The organism is Leucobacter viscericola, from assembly GCF_011299575.1.
In the GTDB taxonomy this organism is placed as follows: domain Bacteria; phylum Actinomycetota; class Actinomycetes; order Actinomycetales; family Microbacteriaceae; genus Leucobacter; species Leucobacter viscericola.
This window is the reverse complement of sequence record NZ_CP049863.1, coordinates 427,706-447,060: the sequence shown is the minus strand read 5'-3', so window position 1 is coordinate 447,060 and position 19,355 is coordinate 427,706. Positions and strand designations below refer to the sequence as shown.

At 60.3% G+C, this 19,355-nt stretch carries 21 protein-coding genes; 14 read left to right on the top strand and 7 right to left on the bottom strand.

The annotated features are described in order from the left end of the window. The first annotated feature begins 70 nt into the window (after positions 1-70). The 5 genes from G7068_RS02120 (at position 71) to G7068_RS02100 (ending at position 4,288) form a co-directional block, all read left to right on the top strand. Positions 71-817: an amino acid ABC transporter ATP-binding protein gene (locus G7068_RS02120; RefSeq protein WP_166288199.1), complete on the top strand. Its 747-nt coding sequence runs from the start codon at positions 71-73 to the stop codon at positions 815-817. A 55-nt stretch (positions 818-872) separates the two neighbouring features. After that, the gene (locus G7068_RS02115; protein WP_166288196.1) at positions 873-1,778 is read left to right on the top strand and encodes a glutamate ABC transporter substrate-binding protein; all 906 of its coding nucleotides are present in this window, start codon (positions 873-875) and stop codon (positions 1,776-1,778) included. Between the two features lie 63 nt (positions 1,779-1,841). Next, positions 1,842-2,498, top strand: a complete 657-nt coding sequence (locus tag G7068_RS02110) for an amino acid ABC transporter permease (protein ID WP_166288193.1) — start codon at positions 1,842-1,844, stop codon at positions 2,496-2,498. Continuing rightward, on the top strand, positions 2,495-3,418 hold the full coding sequence (locus G7068_RS02105; protein ID WP_166288190.1) for an amino acid ABC transporter permease: 924 nt from the start codon (positions 2,495-2,497) through the stop codon (positions 3,416-3,418). Before G7068_RS02110 ends, G7068_RS02105 begins: the two co-directional genes overlap by 4 nt. Before the next feature lie 57 nt (positions 3,419-3,475). Next, positions 3,476-4,288: a TSUP family transporter gene (locus G7068_RS02100; RefSeq protein WP_244304615.1), complete on the top strand. Its 813-nt coding sequence runs from the start codon at positions 3,476-3,478 to the stop codon at positions 4,286-4,288. Positions 4,289-4,359: 71 nt separating this feature from the next. Here G7068_RS02100 and G7068_RS02095 read toward each other — a convergent pair whose 3' ends face one another. From G7068_RS02095 to G7068_RS02075, 5 genes are all read right to left on the bottom strand, one after another. Further along, positions 4,360-5,019 (bottom strand): hypothetical protein, encoded by a 660-nt coding sequence (locus G7068_RS02095; RefSeq protein WP_166288187.1) that lies wholly within the window; start codon positions 5,017-5,019, stop codon positions 4,360-4,362. 88 nt (positions 5,020-5,107) lie between these two features. Continuing rightward, positions 5,108-5,863: an ABC transporter ATP-binding protein gene (locus G7068_RS02090; RefSeq protein WP_166288184.1), complete on the bottom strand. Its 756-nt coding sequence runs from the start codon at positions 5,861-5,863 to the stop codon at positions 5,108-5,110. Continuing rightward, complete coding sequence (locus G7068_RS02085) at positions 5,860-6,855, bottom strand: ABC transporter ATP-binding protein (protein ID WP_166288181.1); 996 nt, start codon at positions 6,853-6,855, stop codon at positions 5,860-5,862. Before G7068_RS02085 ends, G7068_RS02090 begins: the two co-directional genes overlap by 4 nt. Next, positions 6,848-7,843, bottom strand: coding sequence for a branched-chain amino acid ABC transporter permease (locus tag G7068_RS02080; RefSeq protein WP_166288178.1), 996 nt, complete (start codon positions 7,841-7,843; stop codon positions 6,848-6,850). The genes G7068_RS02085 and G7068_RS02080 overlap by 8 nt, the downstream gene beginning before the upstream one ends. Positions 7,844-7,851: 8 nt before the next feature. Then, positions 7,852-9,168 carry a branched-chain amino acid ABC transporter permease gene (locus G7068_RS02075; RefSeq protein WP_244304614.1) on the bottom strand — a complete coding sequence of 439 codons (1,317 nt, stop codon included), beginning with the start codon at positions 9,166-9,168 and terminating at the stop codon, positions 7,852-7,854. A 312-nt stretch (positions 9,169-9,480) separates the two neighbouring features. Between G7068_RS02075 and ftsY the strand changes: the two genes are divergently transcribed. The 9 genes from ftsY (at position 9,481) to G7068_RS02030 (ending at position 16,987) form a co-directional block, all read left to right on the top strand. Beyond that, positions 9,481-10,356 (top strand): signal recognition particle-docking protein FtsY, encoded by an 876-nt coding sequence (gene ftsY, locus G7068_RS02070; RefSeq protein ID WP_166288172.1) that lies wholly within the window; start codon positions 9,481-9,483, stop codon positions 10,354-10,356. A gap of 20 nt (positions 10,357-10,376) precedes the next feature. Then, positions 10,377-11,933, top strand: a complete 1,557-nt coding sequence (gene ffh / locus G7068_RS02065) for a signal recognition particle protein (RefSeq protein ID WP_166288169.1) — start codon at positions 10,377-10,379, stop codon at positions 11,931-11,933. 259 nt (positions 11,934-12,192) lie between these two features. Then, on the top strand, positions 12,193-12,639 hold the full coding sequence (gene rpsP, locus G7068_RS02060; protein WP_166288166.1) for a 30S ribosomal protein S16: 447 nt from the start codon (positions 12,193-12,195) through the stop codon (positions 12,637-12,639). 5 nt (positions 12,640-12,644) lie between these two features. Then, positions 12,645-12,920, top strand: a complete 276-nt coding sequence (locus tag G7068_RS02055; protein WP_166288163.1) for an RNA-binding protein — start codon at positions 12,645-12,647, stop codon at positions 12,918-12,920. Beyond that, the gene (gene rimM, locus G7068_RS02050) at positions 12,920-13,504 is read left to right on the top strand and encodes a ribosome maturation factor RimM (protein WP_166288160.1); all 585 of its coding nucleotides are present in this window, start codon (positions 12,920-12,922) and stop codon (positions 13,502-13,504) included. The genes G7068_RS02055 and rimM overlap by 1 nt, the downstream gene beginning before the upstream one ends. Then, entirely contained in the window at positions 13,501-14,244 is a 744-nt protein-coding gene (gene trmD, locus G7068_RS02045; RefSeq protein WP_166288157.1) for a tRNA (guanosine(37)-N1)-methyltransferase TrmD, read from the top strand. Before rimM ends, trmD begins: the two co-directional genes overlap by 4 nt. A gap of 38 nt (positions 14,245-14,282) precedes the next feature. Continuing rightward, positions 14,283-15,614, top strand: a complete 1,332-nt coding sequence (locus G7068_RS02040; RefSeq protein ID WP_166288154.1) for a Mur ligase family protein — start codon at positions 14,283-14,285, stop codon at positions 15,612-15,614. Continuing rightward, on the top strand, positions 15,611-16,336 hold the full coding sequence (locus G7068_RS02035) for a type 1 glutamine amidotransferase (RefSeq protein ID WP_244304613.1): 726 nt from the start codon (positions 15,611-15,613) through the stop codon (positions 16,334-16,336). Before G7068_RS02040 ends, G7068_RS02035 begins: the two co-directional genes overlap by 4 nt. 93 nt (positions 16,337-16,429) lie before the next feature. Further along, entirely contained in the window at positions 16,430-16,987 is a 558-nt protein-coding gene (locus G7068_RS02030; RefSeq protein ID WP_166288151.1) for a YceI family protein, read from the top strand. A 13-nt stretch (positions 16,988-17,000) separates the two neighbouring features. Here the strand turns inward: G7068_RS02030 and G7068_RS02025 are convergent, their stop codons facing one another. Together G7068_RS02025 and G7068_RS02020 are read right to left on the bottom strand one after the other, a co-directional pair. Next, complete coding sequence (locus G7068_RS02025; protein ID WP_166288148.1) at positions 17,001-18,068, bottom strand: FUSC family protein; 1,068 nt, start codon at positions 18,066-18,068, stop codon at positions 17,001-17,003. After that, positions 18,065-19,114, bottom strand: coding sequence for an App1 family protein (locus tag G7068_RS02020; RefSeq protein WP_166288145.1), 1,050 nt, complete (start codon positions 19,112-19,114; stop codon positions 18,065-18,067). The genes G7068_RS02025 and G7068_RS02020 overlap by 4 nt, the downstream gene beginning before the upstream one ends. Between the last annotated feature and the right edge of the window lie 241 nt (positions 19,115-19,355).

The following is a 19,355-nucleotide window of genomic DNA, read 5'->3' as shown; positions in this document are numbered from 1 at the left end:
TAGTCAAATGGTTTGCCGAGGCAGCGCAGCACGCGCTCGTTCGCGGTCATGATCCAAAGGTGGAACAGGGATGAGTACGAGCGATCCACTGGTTGTCGTTGAGAACGTGCAGAAGCACTACGGTGAATTTCAGGCGCTAACGGATGTCAACCTTTCGGTCGAGCGCGGTGAGGTAGTTGTTGTCATCGGGCCATCTGGGTCAGGAAAGTCGACGCTGTGCCGATCCATCAACCGGCTTGAGACCATTACGAGCGGTTCGATCCGAATCGACGGCACCGAGCTTCCCGCAGAGGGCAAAAAGCTTGCGCATTTGCGGGCAGAGGTCGGCATGGTGTTTCAGTCCTTCAACCTCTTTGCTCACCTCACGATTCTCGAGAATGTGACGCTCGGCCCCATTAAGGTGCTCGGCTACTCAAAGGCCGATGCAAAGCGTGAGGCCCTGCAGATCCTCGCCAGGGTTGGCATCGAAAAGCAGGCCGATAAGTTCCCAGCGCAGCTGTCGGGTGGACAGCAGCAGCGCGTTGCGATCGCCCGGGCACTGGCAATGCAGCCCAAAGTGATGCTCTTCGACGAGCCAACGAGCGCGCTCGATCCCGAGATGATCAACGAGGTGCTCGACGTGATGGTTGGCCTCGCGAAAGAGGGCATGACCATGGTCGTCGTAACCCACGAGATGGGGTTTGCCCGCAAGGCTGCGGATCGCGTCGTGTTTATGGCGGACGGACAGATTCTGGAGACGGGCTCTCCTGAGGAGTTCTTCACGAACCCGAAGACTGATCGCGCACGCGACTTCCTCTCCAAACTCATTACCCACTAGTTAGACCCGGGGGTGCCCGTTTTGGCCCCCTAACCCCAACCGAAGGGAAACGCTTATGCGCTTCAAGAAAGTTTTTGCAACGATTGGCCTCGTGAGCGCCGCTGCTCTCGCCCTCACCGGCTGCACGAGTGGCAGCCCGTCTGACTCCAAGGACGGCGGTTCGTCGAGCGATAGCAAGAATCCGTGGACCGTGGCCGAGAGTGTATCTCTCGACGGCAGCCCGACGTTTGACGCGATGAAGAAGCGCGACAAAGTCATTATCGGTGTCAAGGAAGACCAGCCCAACCTCGGATACTTCGACAACGTCACCCAGGAGCGCAGTGGCTTCGATGTTGACATTGCCCGCTGGATCGCGGCCTCGCTTGGTTTTGACGAGAACAAGATCGAGTACAAGGCGATTGCCTCGGCAAACCGCGAGCAGGCCATCAAGAACGGTGACATCGACTACTACGTCGGCACCTACTCGATCAACGACAAGCGTAAGAACGACGTCGACTTCGCCGGTCCATACTTCGTCACCGGTCAGGGCCTCCTCGTGAAGAAGGGCAGCCCCGACTACCAGTCGCTCGAAGAGCTCAACGGCAAGACGGTGTGTTCGGCAACAGGATCGACGCCGATCCAGAACATCAAGGAAAACTTCCCCAAGATCAAGACGCAGGAGTTCGACCTGTACTCAGCGTGTGTCGAGAACCTCAAGAACGGTCAGGTTGACGCCGTCACCACCGACCAAGCGATTCTCATTGGCTACGCGGCGCAGGATCCTGACAACCTGATGGTGACGACCGGCCCTCTCCTCACGAAGGAAGAGTACGGCATTGGCCTTCCCAAGGGTGACGACGTACTGCGCGCTCACATGAACAAGACCTTGACCGACGGTGGCGACATCTGGACCAAGATCTTCGAGAAGAACCTGGGCGGCTCCGGCATTACGGTTGACCAGCCGAAGGTCAACGCTTACTAAAACCCCTAGTGCTCGGGAGCGGTCAAGCCGCTCCCGAGCTCCTACAGCACAGAAGGCAGACGAATGGACGTCATCTTCGGAAACCTGGATCTCTGGGGAACCGCGATTCAGAACACCCTGATCGTCTTTGTGGGTGGCGGCGTGTTTGCGCTCATCTTGGGAATCATCATCGGCGCGATGCGGGTTTCACCCGTACCGATTGCCCGCGGTGTGGGCATGGTGTACGTCAACATCATTAGAAACACCCCGTTGACGCTCGTTTTCTTCTTCTTTGTGCTTGGGTATCCGGCTCTCGGCTTGCCACGGCTCAGCCCGATGGTGCTCGGGATCATCGCCATCGGCATCTACACCGCAACCTATGTTGCGGAGGTGCTGCGAGCTGGCATCAACACGGTTCCCGTCGGTCAGGCAGAGGCCGCACGCGCGATCGGGTTGCCGTTTGGTCAGGTCATGACCTTGGTGGTGCTGCCGCAGGCGTTCCGTTCGGTTGTGCCTCCGATGATGAGCGTGTTTATTGCACTGCTCAAGAACACCACGATCGCGGCGGGCTTCTCTGTTTCGGAGCTTGCCGCCCTTCGCGCCACCGTCAATGACTCTGCCGGTCGCCCCGGTAGCCCCATGGAGGTCTTGCTGTTGGTCGCACTGGTGTTTGTGGTGTTGGTGTTGCTGCTGAGTGCGGTGCAACACCGCCTTGAGAAGAAGTGGAGGATCGTGCGATGAGCACCTCAGTTCTGTATGACGTGCCCGGCCCAAAAGCGATCGTGCGAAACCGCTTCATCGCGGTCGCCACAGTCATTGTTGTTGCCGCAGTTCTCGGGTTAATTGTGTACCGCTTTGCACTCTCGGGCCAGTTCTCGGCGGCGAAGTGGGGCATCTTTACCTACTCGGCAGTGTGGAACCAGATCCTCGTGGCCCTCGGCAAAACGCTTGCCGCGTTTGGGCTCGCAGCGGTGCTGAGCCTGGTCCTCGGCTTTGCGCTGGCGATCGGGCGTCTCTCAGAGCACCGCTGGGTTCGTGCTCCGATCACCACCGTGACGGAACTCTTCCGAGCGGTTCCCGTGCTCGTCATGATGATGCTGCTCTACTACGGGCTTCCCTCTGTCGGAGTGAAGATGGATCCGTACTGGGCCGTCGTTATCGCGCTCGTGGCGTACAACGGCTCCGTGCTTGCTGAGACCCTGCGCGCCGGTATCGAGTCGCTGCCGCGCGGACAGAAAGAAGCCGGCTACGCAATCGGTCTGCGTAAGAACGGTGTCATGCGGCTGATCCTTCTCCCGCAAGCCGTGAGAGTCATGCTGCCCGTGATCGTTGCCCAGCTCGTGGTCACTATGAAAGACACGGCGCTCGGCTTTATCATCACCTACCCCGAGCTGTTGTACTTAGCAAAGCAGCTGAGCAGCAATGGGCAATTCCAGCAGCCACTGCTGCAGTCTGCGTTTGTTATTGGCGGCATCTACGTCGTCATGTGTCTGATCCTGTCGGGTATTGCTCGCATGCTCGAGCTGCGGCTTCGACGCAGCAACAAAGCGCTCAGCACCCGCGGCTCACATACCGACCCCGCGCCGGTCGAGCCGGGAGACCCGCGCTTGCACCCGGAGGGTACGATTACCGAGGTTATCTCGGTGCAAGACCGGGAGTAGTGGGGCAACCTAGGCCTGATTCCCTAGCCCCACTACTCCCACCGAAAGCCGTTCTGATTGAGCCCGTTTTTCACATCGTTTGCGTTTGCCCCGGAAGGCCTTGACTGGCAGGGCATTATTCTCATCGTGCTCGCGGCGTTTGCCGCGGGCTGGATCGATGCGGTGGTCGGCGGAGGCGGCATGTTGCAGCTGCCGGCACTGCTGCTCGTGCCCGGGATCACACCGCTGCAGGCGCTCGCGACGAACAAACTTGCCTCTGTGTTCGGCACTGCGACGAGCAGTGTGAGCTATTACAGGAGCGTGCGGCCCAGCCTGCGCACCGTTCTTCCCATGGCCGGGATCGCCTTGGCGGCGGCTTTTAGCGGGGCATCGCTTGCGGCGTTTCTCCCGCCCGCGGTGTTCAAACCAATTATCTTGATCGCACTCGTCGGTGTCGCGCTTGTCACGATCTTCAAACCTTCACTGGGTGCGGTCACCAAGCTGAAGTACCACGGCGCCAAACACGTTGTTATCGCCGGTGCGGCCGGTGCAGTTATTGGGTTCTACGACGGCCTGATCGGGCCCGGCACCGGCACCTTCCTGATCATCACGCTGGTCGGGGTGCTGGGCTACGACTTTCTGATGGCGAGCGCCCAGGCAAAGATCGTGAACTTCGCGACGAACCTCGGTGCTCTTCTGCTCTTCATCCCGCTCGGGGTTGTACTTTGGCCTCTGGGGTTGGTTATGGGCGCTGCGAACATCGTGGGTAGTTATCTCGGATCGCGGATGGCGATTAAGCGGGGAGCAGGGTTCGTGCGTGTGCTCTTCCTCATCATTGTCGCGGGCCTCATCACAAAGCTCGGATTTGAGCTCTTCTCAGGGCCGAACTAGAAGTCAACTTCGGTTCATCAGACATGGTTATCTAGTCGACCAGTTACACGGGCCGAACTGCAGAATTTCGGTTACAGGGATCTGTAGAGAGCGGTTTTTACGTTCAGGATCGGTTCATCAACGGCGAGCCATGAAATGACTGAATCTGGATCAGGATCCCACGCAATGATTACATGAAACTCTACGGAGTCGTTCGGGTTCAAAGTTGGCAAATCCCAAATCATGCCTGGAGTTGAAGCCAGATATGGTTCAAAAGGCGAAGAATAGCCACTCAATGGTTCCTTCCAGTGGTCTGGCAAGGGGGGAAGTAGTGTCTTACTTACTCGATATTGAAGAATCTCGAGGTCGGCGGTGCCTATTGAGACGTTTGTCGTGGGATCGGAATAACGTGCCGCGACTAAATGCTCGCCTGAATTGTGTCCCCCTTCCCATTCGGGACCGATTGGCGGCGCCTGAAAAGTAAGGCGTAAGCCTGTAACCACCTGTTGAGCTTCAACCCGCCAGATTCCTGCCCAGCAGTCAGATACCTCGTAGGAAGTGGGGATCCTTCCCCACTCAAAACTGATTTGAGCTGCTTGAGGTGACTGCCATACCACGTGAGAAGTGAGCGCATCAACGCGCGACACGACCGGCCAAGGAGTAGCAAGCCCGTTCAAGGTCCAAGTTGCCTGAAATTTCCCCAACGGACTTGGGATCGTTTCGATGCCATTATTTGGTTCGAATATGTCCATATGTGCCACTATGGCATAGCCGTCTAATCATGCCAAGGTGGTGATTTGGGAACGCCCGTGCCTGGATTTACTGTCTCACTGGCCCGAACTAGTCCTTCGCTTTCGCCTCGACGTCTTGGGCGAGCGTACCGAGGTAGAGCTCGATGACTCGAGGATCGTTTGCGAGCTCGCGTCCCGGGCCCTCGTAGGCGTTGGTGCCCTGGTCGAGCACGTAGGCCCGGTCACAGATCTGGAGGCAGCGACGGGCGTTCTGCTCGACCATGATGATCGTGACACCGGTTTTGTTGATCTGGCGGGTGCGAATGAAGGTTTCGTCCTGTCGCACGGGGGAGAGGCCTGCACTCGGCTCGTCGAGCAAGAGCACACTCGGCTTCATCATGAGGGCGCGAGCCATGGCGACCGACTGCCTCTCGCCACCAGACAGCGATCCCGCGAGCTGCTTCCGGCGATCCGCGAGCATGGGGAACAACTCCCACATCTCGGCAGCGCGATCCACAAACTCCTTGGGCTTGAGAAAGAGGCCCATCTGCAGGTTTTCCTCGATGGTCAGCGAGGGGAACACGTTGTTGGTTTGCGGCACAAAACCGACACCAGCGCGCACAAACTCGTTCGTCTTGAGACCGGTCACGTCGCGATCCTCAAGCAGCACACGACCGCTGCGAATGTTGACGAGCCCAAAAAGCGCCTTCAACAGGGTCGACTTGCCGGCGCCGTTGGGGCCGATGATGCCAACGAGTTCACCGCGGCGCGCCTCGAGCGAGCAATCGTTGAGAATGTTGATACCAGGCAGGTACCCGGCGTCGAGGTGATCCGCGCGCATCACAATGTCAGTAGTCTCATTCATCGCGCTTCCTCCGCATCGTCCTGTGCCACTTCGTCGGCGATCTCGGACTCAATGGCGCGCATCAGCCCGGTTGTCAGCATGTCGTCATCACCGAGGTCACGATCGTGGTGAGCGCCCAGGTAGGCGTCAACAACGGCCTCACTGCCCATGACGTCTTCGGGAAGGCCCTCCGCGATGAGCTGACCCTGCGCCATCACCACGACCCAGTCCGAGATGTGGCGCACCATGTGCATGTCGTGCTCCACAAAGAGCACCGTGGTGCCCTCGTCGCGCAGCATCTGAATATGATCGAGCAGGCTCTGTGTGAGCGCAGGATTCACGCCAGCCATGGGCTCATCGAGCATAATCATCGACGGATTCGCCATGAGCGCACGCGCCATCTCGAGCAGCTTCTTCTGGCCGCCCGAGAGGCTGCCGGCCATGTCGTCGCGTTTCGCATCGAGCTTGAAGCGCCGCAGTAGCTCTTCAGCGCGCTCGATGTTCTCGCGCTCGCGTTTGATCCAGAGCGGCTTTATGAGACCAACAAAGAGGTTTTCGCCCGGCTGATCCCGAGCCCCAACCAGCATGTTCTCAAGCACCGTCATGCGACTGAGCGCTTTGGTGAGCTGGAAGGTGCGGATCATGCCCGCGCGTGCAACCTTGGTCGCGTTAGTGCGGCCGAGGCTCTGGCCCTCGAACGACCACTGCGCCTGGGGTGCACCACTTGTCTTCGAGGGGTGGTCAAAGCCCGTGAGCAGGTTGAAGAAGGTCGTTTTACCCGCTCCGTTCGGCCCGATGAGCGCGGTGATCGCGCCGCGCTGCACCTCAAGGTGCTTCACATCGACCGCCGTCATGCCGCCGAACTTGCGTTCGATGTTGTCGACGGTGAGGATCGCATCGGGTTTTGATACGCCCGGGGTCTGATCAAGCGTGCGCAGCGTCGAGCGCAGCGCCTCGCGGTCGTACGGGTAACCGGGAATGGTCTGCTGTGCGGAATCCGAAATGCTAGACATTGAACGACAGCTCCTTTTTGTTCCCGAGTATGCCTTGCGGTCTAAATATGACGAGCAGCATCAGCATGAGACCGATGAGAATCCACGACACGATCTCAGTCTGCTGCGCGCTCAGAATGGTGGAGGGCACGTACTCGGTGGCGAGGCTTGAAATGACGAGGCGCACAACAAAAAAGAGGATCGAGCCGAGGAGCGGGCCGAAGATGGTGGCGGCACCGCCGAGCAGCATGATCATCCACAGGTTAAAGGTTGTCGCGCGGCCCATACCGTCGGGATTGATCGCCGCGGGCATTGCCATGATGATGCCGCCAATGCCGCCCATCACGCCGCCGATCATGAGCGCCTGCATCTTGTACGAGAAGGTGCTCTTGCCGAGGCTGCGCACGGCGTCCTCGTCCTCGCGAATGCCCTTGAGCACGCGGCCCCACGGGCTGCGTATGAGCAACCAGGTCACCAGCAGGAAGAGTGCAACGAGGCCCCACGCTACGATTCGGGACCACCAGTCATCGACCCCGGTGTTGTTGTAGTCGAGGATCCCCAGCCCAAACAGGTCGGTGCGACCCTCAGGCAGGGGAGAGAGCGCATTGAATTCGATGCGGAACTTCGGGCTCTGGATGCCGCTCGGGCCGCCGGTAATGGCCGAGAGGTTCGCGAGCCTTGCGACCATACGCACGATCTCGGCGGCACCGATGGTCACAATAGCGAGGTAGTCGCCGCGCAGTTTCAGTGTCGGGATCCCGAGCAACAACGCAAACAGCATTGAGGCGATCACCGAGATCAGAATTGCGGGGAAGAACCCGAGACCGTTCATGACGGAGATGACGAAGCCGTAGCCGCCGATGAGCATAAAGCCCGCCTGGCCCATGTTCATGAGTCCGGTGTATCCGAAGTGAATGTTGAGGCCGATAGCGGCGATCACAAACGCGGCGGTTACCGGAGAAAGCGCGGTCTGCAGAATTGCCTGCAGGAGTTCGAGTGGGTAGCCCATGATTGTCCTTAACCGATCCGCTCTTTACGACCGAAGATGCCCTGTGGCCGAACCAGCAAGACGATGATGAGGATGAAGAGTGCCGCGGCGTGCTTAAGATCACCGGGCAGCCAGATATTCGCCATCTCGACGATCAGGCCAATAATCATGGCGCCAACCACGGCGCCGAAGGCGGTGCCGATGCCACCGAGCACAACCGCCGCGAAGAGCAGCAGCAAGAACTGCCAGCCTGTGTTCCAAGAGATGCCGTTGAGTACAAGACCGAGCAGCACACCGGCAAGACCCGCGAGCGCGGAGCTGGCGATCCACACCACTCGCACCACGCGGTTTACGTCGATGCCCGAGGCCTCGGCGAGGGCGGGATTATCTGACACCGCACGGGTTGCTCGACCAAATCTCGAGTACTTGAGCGCCAGACCGACACCGATGATTGCGACGAGCGCGATTCCCATGGCGATGTAAGACTGCACAGTTAGCGTGACGCCAAACAGCTGGACGGTCTTTGGTGTGCTCGGGTCGATACGCAAGACGTTCGCGCCAAAGAAGAACTGGAACACGTTTTGCAGCACGATCGAGAGGCCGATCGAGACGATCATGAGCTGCATGAGGCTCAGTCGTTTTCGCCGCAGAGGTTTCCACAGCACTGCATCCTGCAGCCAACCAAAACACGCCATGAGCAACACGGCGATGCCACCGGCCAGCCAGATGTTGCCGGTGAGAGACATAAAGAGGAAGGCGAGGATCCCGCCCATTGAGACCATCTCGGCGTGGGCGAAGTTGCTGAGACCCGTTGTGCCGTAGACGAGTGAGAGGCCCACCGCCGCGAGCGACAGCAGCAACCCCATGCGGATACCTGAAGCCGCTTGTTGCCACAGACGAGGCCACGAGAACTCGCCCGAGGCGGAGGTGGTTGCAGCGCCAGTCTCGGCCTGAGACGTGTTTGTCGAAGGCTTCGTAGTTTCCTTTGTGTCGTCGCCGCCCGCGGGAGCGGCGGCGGAAGCATCGTCCGTCAGCGGGAACAGGGCGCTGCCCGTGTTGAAGAGTTCGATTGAGATGGTGCGGGATCCCTGACCCTTGAGAAATTGCCCCTTCGGAAGGGTCGCGGGGTCAACCGTTACGACGTACTCGCCGGCCTTATCGATGGAGAACGACCAGCTGCCAGCCTCATCGGTCGTGACCTGCTGGGGGCCGGGTGCCTTCGTTGCTTTCAACTCCAGCTTGACACCGGCAGCAGGCACCCCCGCGCTCGTTTTGATGACACCCTGCAGACACGCGGTCGTGGGATCGGGTGCGCAGGTGACGGCGTGGGCCGCGGGTGAGGCCAACGAAGATAAACCCCAGACAGCGAGCAATCCGGTGAGAAGTAGGAGTATGAGGCGCCTGTATGGCGCCTGACTACCTGACACGGTGCGAATCACTAGACCTCCATCGGTCATTTCGAACTGTTCGAAAATCTCTGTGCCAACAAATTATCGTGCTTCCAGAAGAAACACATATGTTCAGAGAATATAGCGGAGCTTGGAGCCATCATCGTGCACAACTGACGGAATTGTTTGAACCGACACCAAAGTGCAATGTCGCGGCTGTGTCGTTCGCGCAAGATGATGACTCACCGAGGACGCCGGTAGGATCGAGGCATGGCAGAGCGATCGTGGTCCTTTTCGAACGTGTTTCGAGGCATTTTTAGTGGTTCCGAGCAGATCACAGACGACACCTGGGATGACCTGGAGACCGCGCTCATTACAGCAGACTTCGGCCCCGACGTATCCGAGTCGATTCTGGATCAGCTCCGCGCCGACGTGACACGGCATCGTGTCACCGAGGTGAAGGAGATGCGGCGCATGCTGCGGGACGCTATCGAAGAGCGGCTTGCGGCCTACGATCCGACGCTGAAGCTGTCTGAGCGGCCCGCCGTGATCCTTGTTGTTGGTGTGAACGGGGTTGGCAAAACCACCACTATCGGCAAGTTCGCGAACTACCTCAAGTCGTTTGACAAGCGGATCCTCGTGGGCGCCGCCGATACCTTCCGTGCCGCTGCCGTTGAGCAGCTGTCAACCTGGTCAGAGCGTGCTGGCGTCGATATCGTGAAGCCCCAGCAGCAGGGTCAGGATCCCGCGTCGGTTTCATTTCAGACCGTGCAGAAGGCGGTCGAAGAGAACTACGACATCGCCATTATCGACACCGCGGGGCGGCTGCAGACAAAGGGTGGGCTCATGGATGAGCTCGGCAAGATCCGGCGTGTGATCGAAAAGCAGGCACCTGTCTCCGAGGTGCTGCTCGTGCTCGACGCGACAACCGGTCAGAATGGGCTCGCGCAGGCGGAGGCATTCATTGAGCACGCCGGTGTCACCGGTCTTGTGCTGACGAAACTTGATGGCTCTGCAAAGGGCGGTTTTGTGCTGTCGGTGCAAGAGAAGACCGGACTGCCAATCAAGCTTGTCGGTCAGGGAGAAGGGATCGGGGATCTCACCGGTTTCACCCCGCACGTATTTGCACAGCAGCTTGTTGGCTAGCCGGGTAGACTGAACTCGCTATGGCTACTTTCGGAACTCTGTCTTCGCGGCTCACAGACACCTTCAAAAACCTTCGGGCGAAGGGCAAACTCTCGGCGTCTGACGTCGACAGCACGGTGCGTGAGATTCGGCGTGCCCTTCTCGAGGCTGACGTTGCGCTCGACGTTGTGAAGCAGTTCACCGCGACGGTGCGCGAGCGTGCCCTCGGTGACGAGGTCAACAAAGCGCTGAACCCGGCGCAGCAGGTCGTGCAGATCGTCAACGAAGAACTCGTTGCGATCCTCGGCGGCGAACAGCGTCGCCTGGAGTTTGCGAAGAACCCACCGACCATCATCATGCTCGCGGGTCTGCAGGGTGCCGGTAAGACCACCCTGGCGGGCAAGCTCGCGAAGTGGCTGAAGGACCAGGGGCACACGCCGCTGCTGGTCGCATGTGACCTGCAGCGACCGAACGCGGTCACCCAGCTGAGTGTCGTTGCGGATCAGGCAGGCGTTGCAGTCTTCGCCCCCGAGCCCGGCAACGGCGTCGGGGATCCCGTAAAGGTCGCCAAAAACGGTGTCGCCGAGGCCAAGAACAAGCACTACGACTTTGTGATCGTTGATACCGCGGGTCGTCTCGGTGTTGATGAAGAGCTCATGCGCCAGGCTGCGAACATTCGCAAGGCCATCGACCCCGACGAGGTCTTGTTTGTCATCGACGCCATGATCGGCCAGGACGCGGTTACGACCGCTCAAGCCTTCCAGGAGGGCGTCGACTTCACGGGTGTTGTACTGACCAAGCTTGACGGTGATGCCCGTGGTGGTGCGGCGCTGTCGATCCGCAGTCTCACCGGGCGCCCGATCCTCTTCGCCTCTACAGGCGAGGGGCTCGGTGACTTCGAGCCCTTCCACCCGGACCGTATGGCCAGCCGAATTCTTGACCTCGGCGATATTCTGACGCTGATTGAGCACGCGCAGCAGAACTTCGACGAAGAAGAAGCGCGCAAGGTTGCCGAGAAGATCGCGAAGGATCAGTTCACCCTCGACGACTTCCTCGGCCAAATGCAGCAGCTGCGCGGTGCCGGATCCATCAAGAAGATGATGGGCATGCTTCCTGGCATGGGCAAGATGAAAGAGCAGCTCGACAACTTTGACGAGCGCGAGATCGTGCGTACCGAGGCGATCATCCAGTCGATGACCAAGGACGAGCGCCAAAACCCGAAGATTCTGAACGGTTCGCGTCGTCTGCGCATTGCCAAGGGTTCCGGCATGACCGTGACCGAGGTCAACAGTCTGGTGCAGCGTTTTGAGCAGGCCGCCAAAATGATGAAGACCGTCGCACGCGGCGGAGTTCCCCAGGTGCCCGGCATGGGCCCCGTGCCCGGCATGGGTGGCCACGGCGGCAAGAAGAAGCAGCAGGCAAAGGGTAAGGGTGCCAAGCGCTCAGGAAACCCGGCGAAGCGCGCTGCAGAGATTTCGCAGGCTCCGGCTCCCGCCGCGGGTGGTTCAGGATTCGGGCTTGGTGGTGGCGCGGGTGCCGCACCGAGTGAAGAAGAGATGGCAAAGCTGCAGAAGATGCTTGGCAAGGGTCTGCGCTAGGGATTCTGCTTGACTCTCGGCGCGTCGGCCGGTGCTGGCAGTTCAGCCGGTCGGAAATGCAGGTTTCCGACCGGCTGACGTGTCTCCACCGGCTGACATGCTCAGGTTTTTAAACAAAACCCCTGGTCCCAACAAGAATTGTATTTTTGGGCGCAGTGTGGCAAACTTAATAAGTTCGCGCGAACCAGCGCGTCTAGGCTTTTGTGTCGTTCACCAAGAACGGCGCGACGTCAAGTTTCCCACTACATAGGAGTCACTCATGGCTGTCAAGATCCGTCTGAAGCGCTTTGGCAAGATCCGCGCACCTTACTACCGCATCGTCGTTGCTGACTCGCGCACCAAGCGCGACGGCCGCGTGATCGAGGAGATCGGTCACTACGATCCCACTCGCAACCCCTCACTCATCCAGGTTGAGTCGGAGCGTGCACAGTACTGGCTCAAGGTTGGCGCTCAGCCCACCGAGCAGGTTGCTGCAATCCTGAAGCTCACCGGCGACTGGGGCAAGTTCAAGGGTGAGGGCGAGACCGAGTCGCGCGTTCTCCAGCCCGAGGCAAAGGTTGCATTCGAGGCAGACGCTGCCAAGAAGCCCGTTCTGCGCCCCAAGGTAGAGAAGAAGGCTGAAGAGCCCAAGGCTGAGGAAGGTGCTGAAGCTCCCGCTGAAGAGGCACCGGCTGAAGAAGCTGCTGCCGAGACCACCGAAAGCTAATTGCCTTGGCTGAGCAGTCGCTTGTAGAAGCACTCGAGCATCTCGTAAAGGGGATCGTCGAGCACCAAGATCAGGTTCGAGTTGACACTCGCGAAACCGGACGCGGTGAGGTGCTTGAGGTGCGCGTGCACCCGAGCGATCTTGGCCGCGTGATCGGTCGCGGCGGACGCACGGCTCAGTCCTTGCGCACGCTTGTCTCCTCACTCGCGCTCGGCGATCGTGTTCGCGTCGATGTTGTCGACACCGACGACGCCGGCAGCGGCGCCGAGGTGAACGGCTGATGGCCGACGCTCCAAAGCGCGCAGAAGCTCCCCGTCCCGCTAGCGGGGCGGGGAGCTTGCGTGTTGGCCGCCTCACCAAGCCTCACGGCCTTAAAGGCGGTATGAAGCTTGAGATGTACACCGACAACCCTGAGCTGCGGTTCACGCCCGGGGCGGTTTTCCACCTGCAGGTACCCAAAGACTCGCAGTGGTTTGGGCGCACTCTGACGCTGCGCGAGCTTCGCTGGTTCAATTCGGTTCCCGTCGGTTTCTTCGATGAGCTCATCGACAGGACCGCAGCCGAGAGCATCGTGCGCGCGATCCTCTGGATTGACGAGGATGCTGTGGCTGAGGGCAAAGAAGACAACGCCTGGTATCACCACCAGCTCGTTGGTCTCGACGTGGTGCGCGAGGGTGTAAAGGTCGGCACGGTTGCTGAGATTCAGCATTTCCCGGCTCAGGATCTGCTCTCGGTGGCGACCCCTAGCGGAACAGTTCTTGTTCCGTTCGTTGAAGCCATTGTGCCGAGTGTTGACCTCGAAGCGGGCATCGTGCAGATCACGCCCCCGGCCGGTCTCTTCGAAGAACTCGAGCCCGACGCGTGAGAATCGACGTTGTCACGATCTTCCCCGGGTACTTCGACGCGCTTGAGCTCTCACTGCTCGGTAAAGCGAAGTCCCGGGGCTTGATTGACGTGCGTGTTCACGATCTTCGTGACTCCGCGCACGACAAACACCGCACGGTTGATGACACTCCGGCGGGCGGTGGCGCTGGCATGGTCATGAAGCCGGAGCCCTGGGGTGAGGCCCTCGACGGCATCCTCGAGGATGCCGATTCGGGTGCAGGAGCCGATCCCGTCATCATCTTCCCGTCACCCGCGGGCGAGGTTTTTAACCAGCGTATGGCGCGCGAGTTGGCCGAAGAGAAGCACCTTGTGTTCGGTTGTGGCCGCTACGAGGGGATCGACCAGCGCGTCTTCGACGAGTACTCCGCGCGTGGCCGAGTCAGGCTCGTGAGCATTGGCGACTACGTGCTGAACGGGGGAGAAGTCGCTTCCATCGCCATGATTGAGGCCATCGCTCGTCTACTTCCCGGAGTCGTTGGTAACCCCGAGAGCCTGGTCGAAGAGTCGCACGAAGAAGACGGGCTGCTTGAGTACCCGAGCTACACCAAGCCCGCAAACTGGCGCGAGCGTGAGGTGCCGCCGATCCTGCTCAGCGGTAACCATGCCGCGATTGCAAAGTGGCGCCGCGAGCAAAGCATCGAGCGCACCAAACGCGTGCGCCCGGAACTGTTGCCACGCGAACTGGATGAGGCTCCCCGTGGCCGCCACGCCGCACCCTAGCCGCATCGGCTCTACCGGCACGCCACTAGGCTTGTCGCATGCGTGATTTTTTCTCCGCCGTGACCGGTAAGACCGTGCGGCAGGTGGCCCGATTGCGCGGGGGTGGATCTGCGCTTCCGGGTCTTGTGGTTGAGCGTTTAGACCCGGGGTTCCTCGCCAGGGTGCTGCAGCGTTTGCCCTACGGCGTTGTCGCCGTGAGTGGCACAAACGGCAAAACCACCACCACCAAGATGATCGTTGAGATGCTTGAGGCGCGTGGGCTGCGTGTGTTCACAAACCGCACGGGATCCAATTTCTCTCGCGGGGTCATCGCTGCCGCGGTGCAGGAGTGCAGTATCACCGGCAAACTCGACGCCGATGTTGCGGTGCTTGAGCTTGATGAAGCCCACGCCATGTACTTTATTGAGCGCGTGAAACCACGATTTACCCTGCTGCTGAATGTGCTGCGTGATCAGCTCGATCGTTTTGGCGAGATTGACACCACCGCAAAGCTGCTGCAGCGCATTGCCGATGCCACGACCGAGGGTCTCGTGGTGAACCGCGAGGATCGGCTCATCGCTGAGATCGGTGAGCGCACGCGTGCTCGTACGGTGTCGCCGCCGAGCGTTCGCGAGTTCGGACTTTCGAACGCGCTGCTCTCGACCTTTCCGAGTGACGACGACTTCCACGCTGGTGCAACGGAAGTCGCGGACTCCGAGGAACGGCCCGACGCAGACGTCACGCTCATTGAACTTGGGGATCACGAGGCCGTCTTCCGCATTGACGGTCAAGACTTCCGCACCGAGCTGAAGCTCGAGGGGCTCTACAACACGTTCAACGCGGCGGCGGCGCTTTCGACCGTGCGGATGGTGACTCAGGCACCGGTTCTTCCGGGCCACCCCTCGAAATACAGCACAGAAACCACAAACGAAGACTTGGTGCAGGCGCTCGCGCAGGTGCGCCCGGCATTTGGTCGCGGCGAGCAGCTGATCCTCGATGGACTCCCACTCGACCTGGTGCTCGTGAAGAACCCTGCAGGGTTCCGTCTCGGACTGGCTTCATTCGATCCAACCGGGGTCGCGGTCATGATCGCGATCAACGACCAGTACGCTGACGGCCGTGACATGTCTTGGCTGTGGGACGTTGATTTCACCTCGCTCGCTGCGCAAGGAGTTTCCACGGTAAGTGGCACCCGTGCTTGGGACATGGCGTTGCGCCTTGAACACGATGATGTTGAGGTCGGAGCTGTTCACGAAAACCTGAGCGAGGCTCTGCGGGCATTCCGAGAGACGAGCCTGAACCAACCGCGCCGCATTTACTGCACCTACACAGCCATGCTTGCCCTGCGCAAAGAACTTGCCGAGCTGACCGAAGTGGAGAACGTCTGGTGAGTGAGACCCCTGAACTCCTGATCGCGTCGCTGTATCCGCGCGACATGAACATCTATGGCGACCGCGGCAACGTGCTCTCACTGGCACGACGCGTTCGTGCTCAGGGGTTCGCGCCGCGCGTCGTTGACGTAAACCCCGGCGACCCGTTGCCCGACGAAATCGACATCGTCATCGGCGGCGGCGGCCAAGACTCGGGGCAGAACCGTGTCGCGAAGGATCTGGCGCAGCGCGCTGACTCGATCCGAGCTCTCGCGGCAGACGGCACACCGATGCTCATGGTGTGCGGCCTGTACCAGCTCTTTGGGCACCGTTTCGTCACCCACACGGGCGACGAGCTCGTCGGCATCGGCGTGCTTGACGTCGAGACGCGCGGGGGAGCAGAGCGCATGATCGGCAATATCGTGCTCGACTCGGAAGAGTTCGGCGAGATTATTGGTTACGAGAATCACAGCGGCGACACAACCCTTGGTTCAGGATCGCGACCGCTCGGAAAGGTGAAGCAGGGCGCGGGCAATAATCCGCGTGACGGGGTGGAAGGTGCCCGATCCGGCAATGTGATCGGCACCTACCTGCACGGCTCTCTGCTGCCAAAGAATCCCGCGCTCAGCGACTTCTTGATTGGTGAGGCTGCGACGAGGCGCTACGGATCCTTCACCCCAATTGCGGGCGCGAACGAGACTGTTCTGCTAGCGCGAGAGAGCGCAAAGCGGCGGCCACGATAAACCGTCAAAAACTTTTTTAGAAACGCGGGAATATTCGCGCGCATGTATTAGTTGTGTCCTATTGCAAGTAACCACTCGTATGAAAGGCACAACATGACTATCACCGCTGAGCAGATCCCCGGCTACCGCGCAGGCACCTGGACCATCGACCCAACCCACTCCGAGGTTGGTTTCTCCGTACGTCACCTCGCGATCAGCAAGGTGAAGGGCAAGTTCGAGAACTTCGACGCAACGTTCGTGACCGGCGAGAACCCTCTCGACTCGTCAGTGACCGCCAAGGCTGAGGTTGCTTCTGTAACCACCAACCAGAAGGATCGCGACGCACACCTGCGCACCGGTGACTTCTTCGCCGCAGAAGAGCACCCTGAGCTCAGCTTCGTTTCCACCGGAGCACGCGCAGACGGCGGAGACTTCCTCGTTGATGGCGATCTGACGATGCGCGGTGTGACAAAGCCTGTCACCTTCAAGCTTGAGTTCGGTGGATTCGGCGAGGATCCTTACGGCAACTACAAGGCTGGATTCACGGCCTCAACCGTTGTTAAGCGCGAAGACTTCGGTCTCACCTGGAACGCACCCCTCGAAAAGGGCGGCGTGCTTCTCGGCTCCGACGTCACGATCAACCTCGACGTACAGGCTGCGCTTCAGCAGTAACGTGCCCGGGGGCCTACTCCAATTCGCCCGTGATCCTGCCGCGAACGCGGCGTAGATCTTCCATGAGGGATCCGATCAGCACCCAGTGATCTGGGTGCGGGCGAAGAATGATGTAGGGAGTGGTGAGTGCCGCCGGTTCCGTGGGCGTTTCGTCCGCGGAACCGGGGCGCACCAGCAATTCGAGATCGTGTGCCGCACGCCGCATCTCCTCAACCATGCCGATGACGGCAGGATCGGTTGTGAGGTCGGCCTGGTACAGATCGTAAATCGCACGAGACATGCCAATCACCTGCGTGACGATGGGCTGGAGGCGCTGGAACAGCGCGTCATCCTCTGCAAGACCCTGCCGGTGTCGATTGCTTCTGGGATTGAGCCGCAGGCTCTCCCGAGCTTGACGCAGCAGGCCGTGAACACGTTCGCGCTCCGCCTGCAATTTACGCGCGGAGGCGTGCATCTCTGTGAGCCACGCTCTATCGCGGGGCTCCGCGAGGCTGTCAGCCAGCGAGCGTAACACCTGCGCCGAGTGCTCCGCGAGATTCGTAATGGCTTCACGAACCGCCGAGGTGCGCACCGGAGCGACAACCAGAGCGTTGATGGCGAAGCCAATTGCCGCACCGATAGCGGTCTCGATCAGGCGCTCAAAGCCGTAGTTGAGCTGCAGCCCACCGAGCGCGATCATGAGCAGTGCACTAATTGCGACCTGGTTGGTGGACGTGGGGCTCATGCGCAGCATCCAGCCCACACACATCGATACGATGATCGCGGCGATGAACAGCCACGGTTGCGGGCCGAAGATGGCTCCAGCACCGAGTGCGACCGCGACACCGATCAAGACTCCGACCACACGCTCGATGCCGCGGGTGAGCGACTGGTCGACGTTGTCTTGGATCACGATGAGCGCGGCAATGGCCCCAAAAATTGGGAGCTGCTGCGGAAAGATCGCAAAGCACACAAACCAGGTAATGATGGCCGAGGCCGCGGCCTTCAGCAGCTGCAGCAGAGACGGCCGCATCGACACCGTAAACCTGCCTGTGAGACGTCGCTCGACACGACGCCACTGGCGGGTTGGTGGACTGCTCACAACAGATCCAGTTTTCGGAGTTCTTCTCGAAGCGTTGCGCCGTCTGGCCCGTACACCCACGGCACACCACTGGTGCTGCGGTGGAGGCGTGCCTTCGAGCGGCCGCCCGCGAGTACCGCCTCGCCGACAGAGAGCTGACGGATCGCCACCGCCGCCACGTTATTGGGGTGAGCGGTCGCAAACTCGTGGTATAGATCTTCGTCGTGCTGGCCGTCGTCGCCAAAGAGCACCCAGCGGATGTTGGGGAACTCGTTGACCAGGCGCTTGAGCTCGCGCTGCTTGTGTTCCCGACCGCTTCGGAACCAGCGATCGTGCGTCGGACCCCAGTCCGTGAGCAACAGCGGGCCCATCGGGTACAGGTTGCGCGCGAGGAAGCGGCTGAGCGCCGGGGCAGCGTTCCAGGCACCCGTCGACAGATAGATCACGGGTGATCCGGGGTGCTTCGACACGAGGTGGTCAAGCATGACCGCCATGCCGGGAGTCGCGGATCGCGCGTGCTCGTCGAGCACAAAGCTATTCCAGGCGGCCACAAACGGCTGGGGTAGGGCGGTCGTCAGAATCGTGTCATCGACATCTGAGATCACGCCGATGGTGGCGTTCGGATCGAGGATCTTCACGGGCGCATCGGCCGCTTCACTGTCGCCCGCCTGCAGTGTGACCGTGTGCCAGCCGGACGTGAGCTGTACAGGGACGATGGCGTCAATGACGCCGCCGCGATCCGCGACAACCTCGGTTACGGGTTTGCCATCAATGAGTACTCGAACTGGTTGGTGGGGGACCGGCAGGCTCGTAAAGGTGCGCCAGCCGCGCACGCGCGATACCTCTGCAACGTCCGGTCGAAAGCGCGTGTGCTCGCGGGTTTCGGGCTTGAGGTAGAGCACACGACCCAGGACCCTGACCCACTCCGTCGTGCCGTAGCCGATGTAGGGAATGACCGCGGGGGCCTTGCCTCGAGAGACGGCTCGCCGAGCGCGGCGTCCGTGAAACCAGTCCTCGAGTCGGGCAGCGAGCCGAGGACGGGTGTCTGGATGGTCTAGCGAGGTCACTCAGCCAGTCTAGAGGTGCAAAGCGGGGATTCACTCTTGATCTTGCCGTGAGCTGTGGTCTGGTCAAAATCATAAAAGTAGCTTCACGTCAAGAGGAATTCGCAGGTTATTCTCAGAAAGCGTAGAATTGGGTCAGCCGGTCGCCGACCGGTAGCTCCTGCGAGAACTACGTTTCGCGACGGAGCTCACTAAGGGAGTGTCGCCCCTCTTAGTGAGGAGCGGCGTTCTTCGTTCAGGAGCA

What these genes read in the sequence shown, in the direction of transcription:
- ffh (WP_166288169.1), top strand. Translation starts at nt 10,377, where the DNA reads ATGGCTACTTTCGGAACTCTGTCTTCGCGGCTCACAGACACCTTCAAA.
- G7068_RS02085 (WP_166288181.1), bottom strand. Translation starts at nt 6,855, where the DNA reads ATGTCTAGCATTTCGGATTCCGCACAGCAGACCATTCCCGGTTACCCG.
- G7068_RS02090 (WP_166288184.1), bottom strand. Translation starts at nt 5,863, where the DNA reads ATGAATGAGACTACTGACATTGTGATGCGCGCGGATCACCTCGACGCC.
- rimM (WP_166288160.1), top strand. Translation starts at nt 12,920, where the DNA reads ATGGCCGACGCTCCAAAGCGCGCAGAAGCTCCCCGTCCCGCTAGCGGG.
- G7068_RS02040 (WP_166288154.1), top strand. Translation starts at nt 14,283, where the DNA reads ATGCGTGATTTTTTCTCCGCCGTGACCGGTAAGACCGTGCGGCAGGTG.
- G7068_RS02095 (WP_166288187.1), bottom strand. Translation starts at nt 5,019, where the DNA reads ATGGACATATTCGAACCAAATAATGGCATCGAAACGATCCCAAGTCCG.
- G7068_RS02030 (WP_166288151.1), top strand. Translation starts at nt 16,430, where the DNA reads ATGACTATCACCGCTGAGCAGATCCCCGGCTACCGCGCAGGCACCTGG.
- G7068_RS02115 (WP_166288196.1), top strand. Translation starts at nt 873, where the DNA reads ATGCGCTTCAAGAAAGTTTTTGCAACGATTGGCCTCGTGAGCGCCGCT.
- G7068_RS02110 (WP_166288193.1), top strand. Translation starts at nt 1,842, where the DNA reads ATGGACGTCATCTTCGGAAACCTGGATCTCTGGGGAACCGCGATTCAG.
- G7068_RS02080 (WP_166288178.1), bottom strand. Translation starts at nt 7,843, where the DNA reads ATGGGCTACCCACTCGAACTCCTGCAGGCAATTCTGCAGACCGCGCTT.
- rpsP (WP_166288166.1), top strand. Translation starts at nt 12,193, where the DNA reads ATGGCTGTCAAGATCCGTCTGAAGCGCTTTGGCAAGATCCGCGCACCT.
- G7068_RS02120 (WP_166288199.1), top strand. Translation starts at nt 71, where the DNA reads ATGAGTACGAGCGATCCACTGGTTGTCGTTGAGAACGTGCAGAAGCAC.
- G7068_RS02105 (WP_166288190.1), top strand. Translation starts at nt 2,495, where the DNA reads ATGAGCACCTCAGTTCTGTATGACGTGCCCGGCCCAAAAGCGATCGTG.
- ftsY (WP_166288172.1), top strand. Translation starts at nt 9,481, where the DNA reads ATGGCAGAGCGATCGTGGTCCTTTTCGAACGTGTTTCGAGGCATTTTT.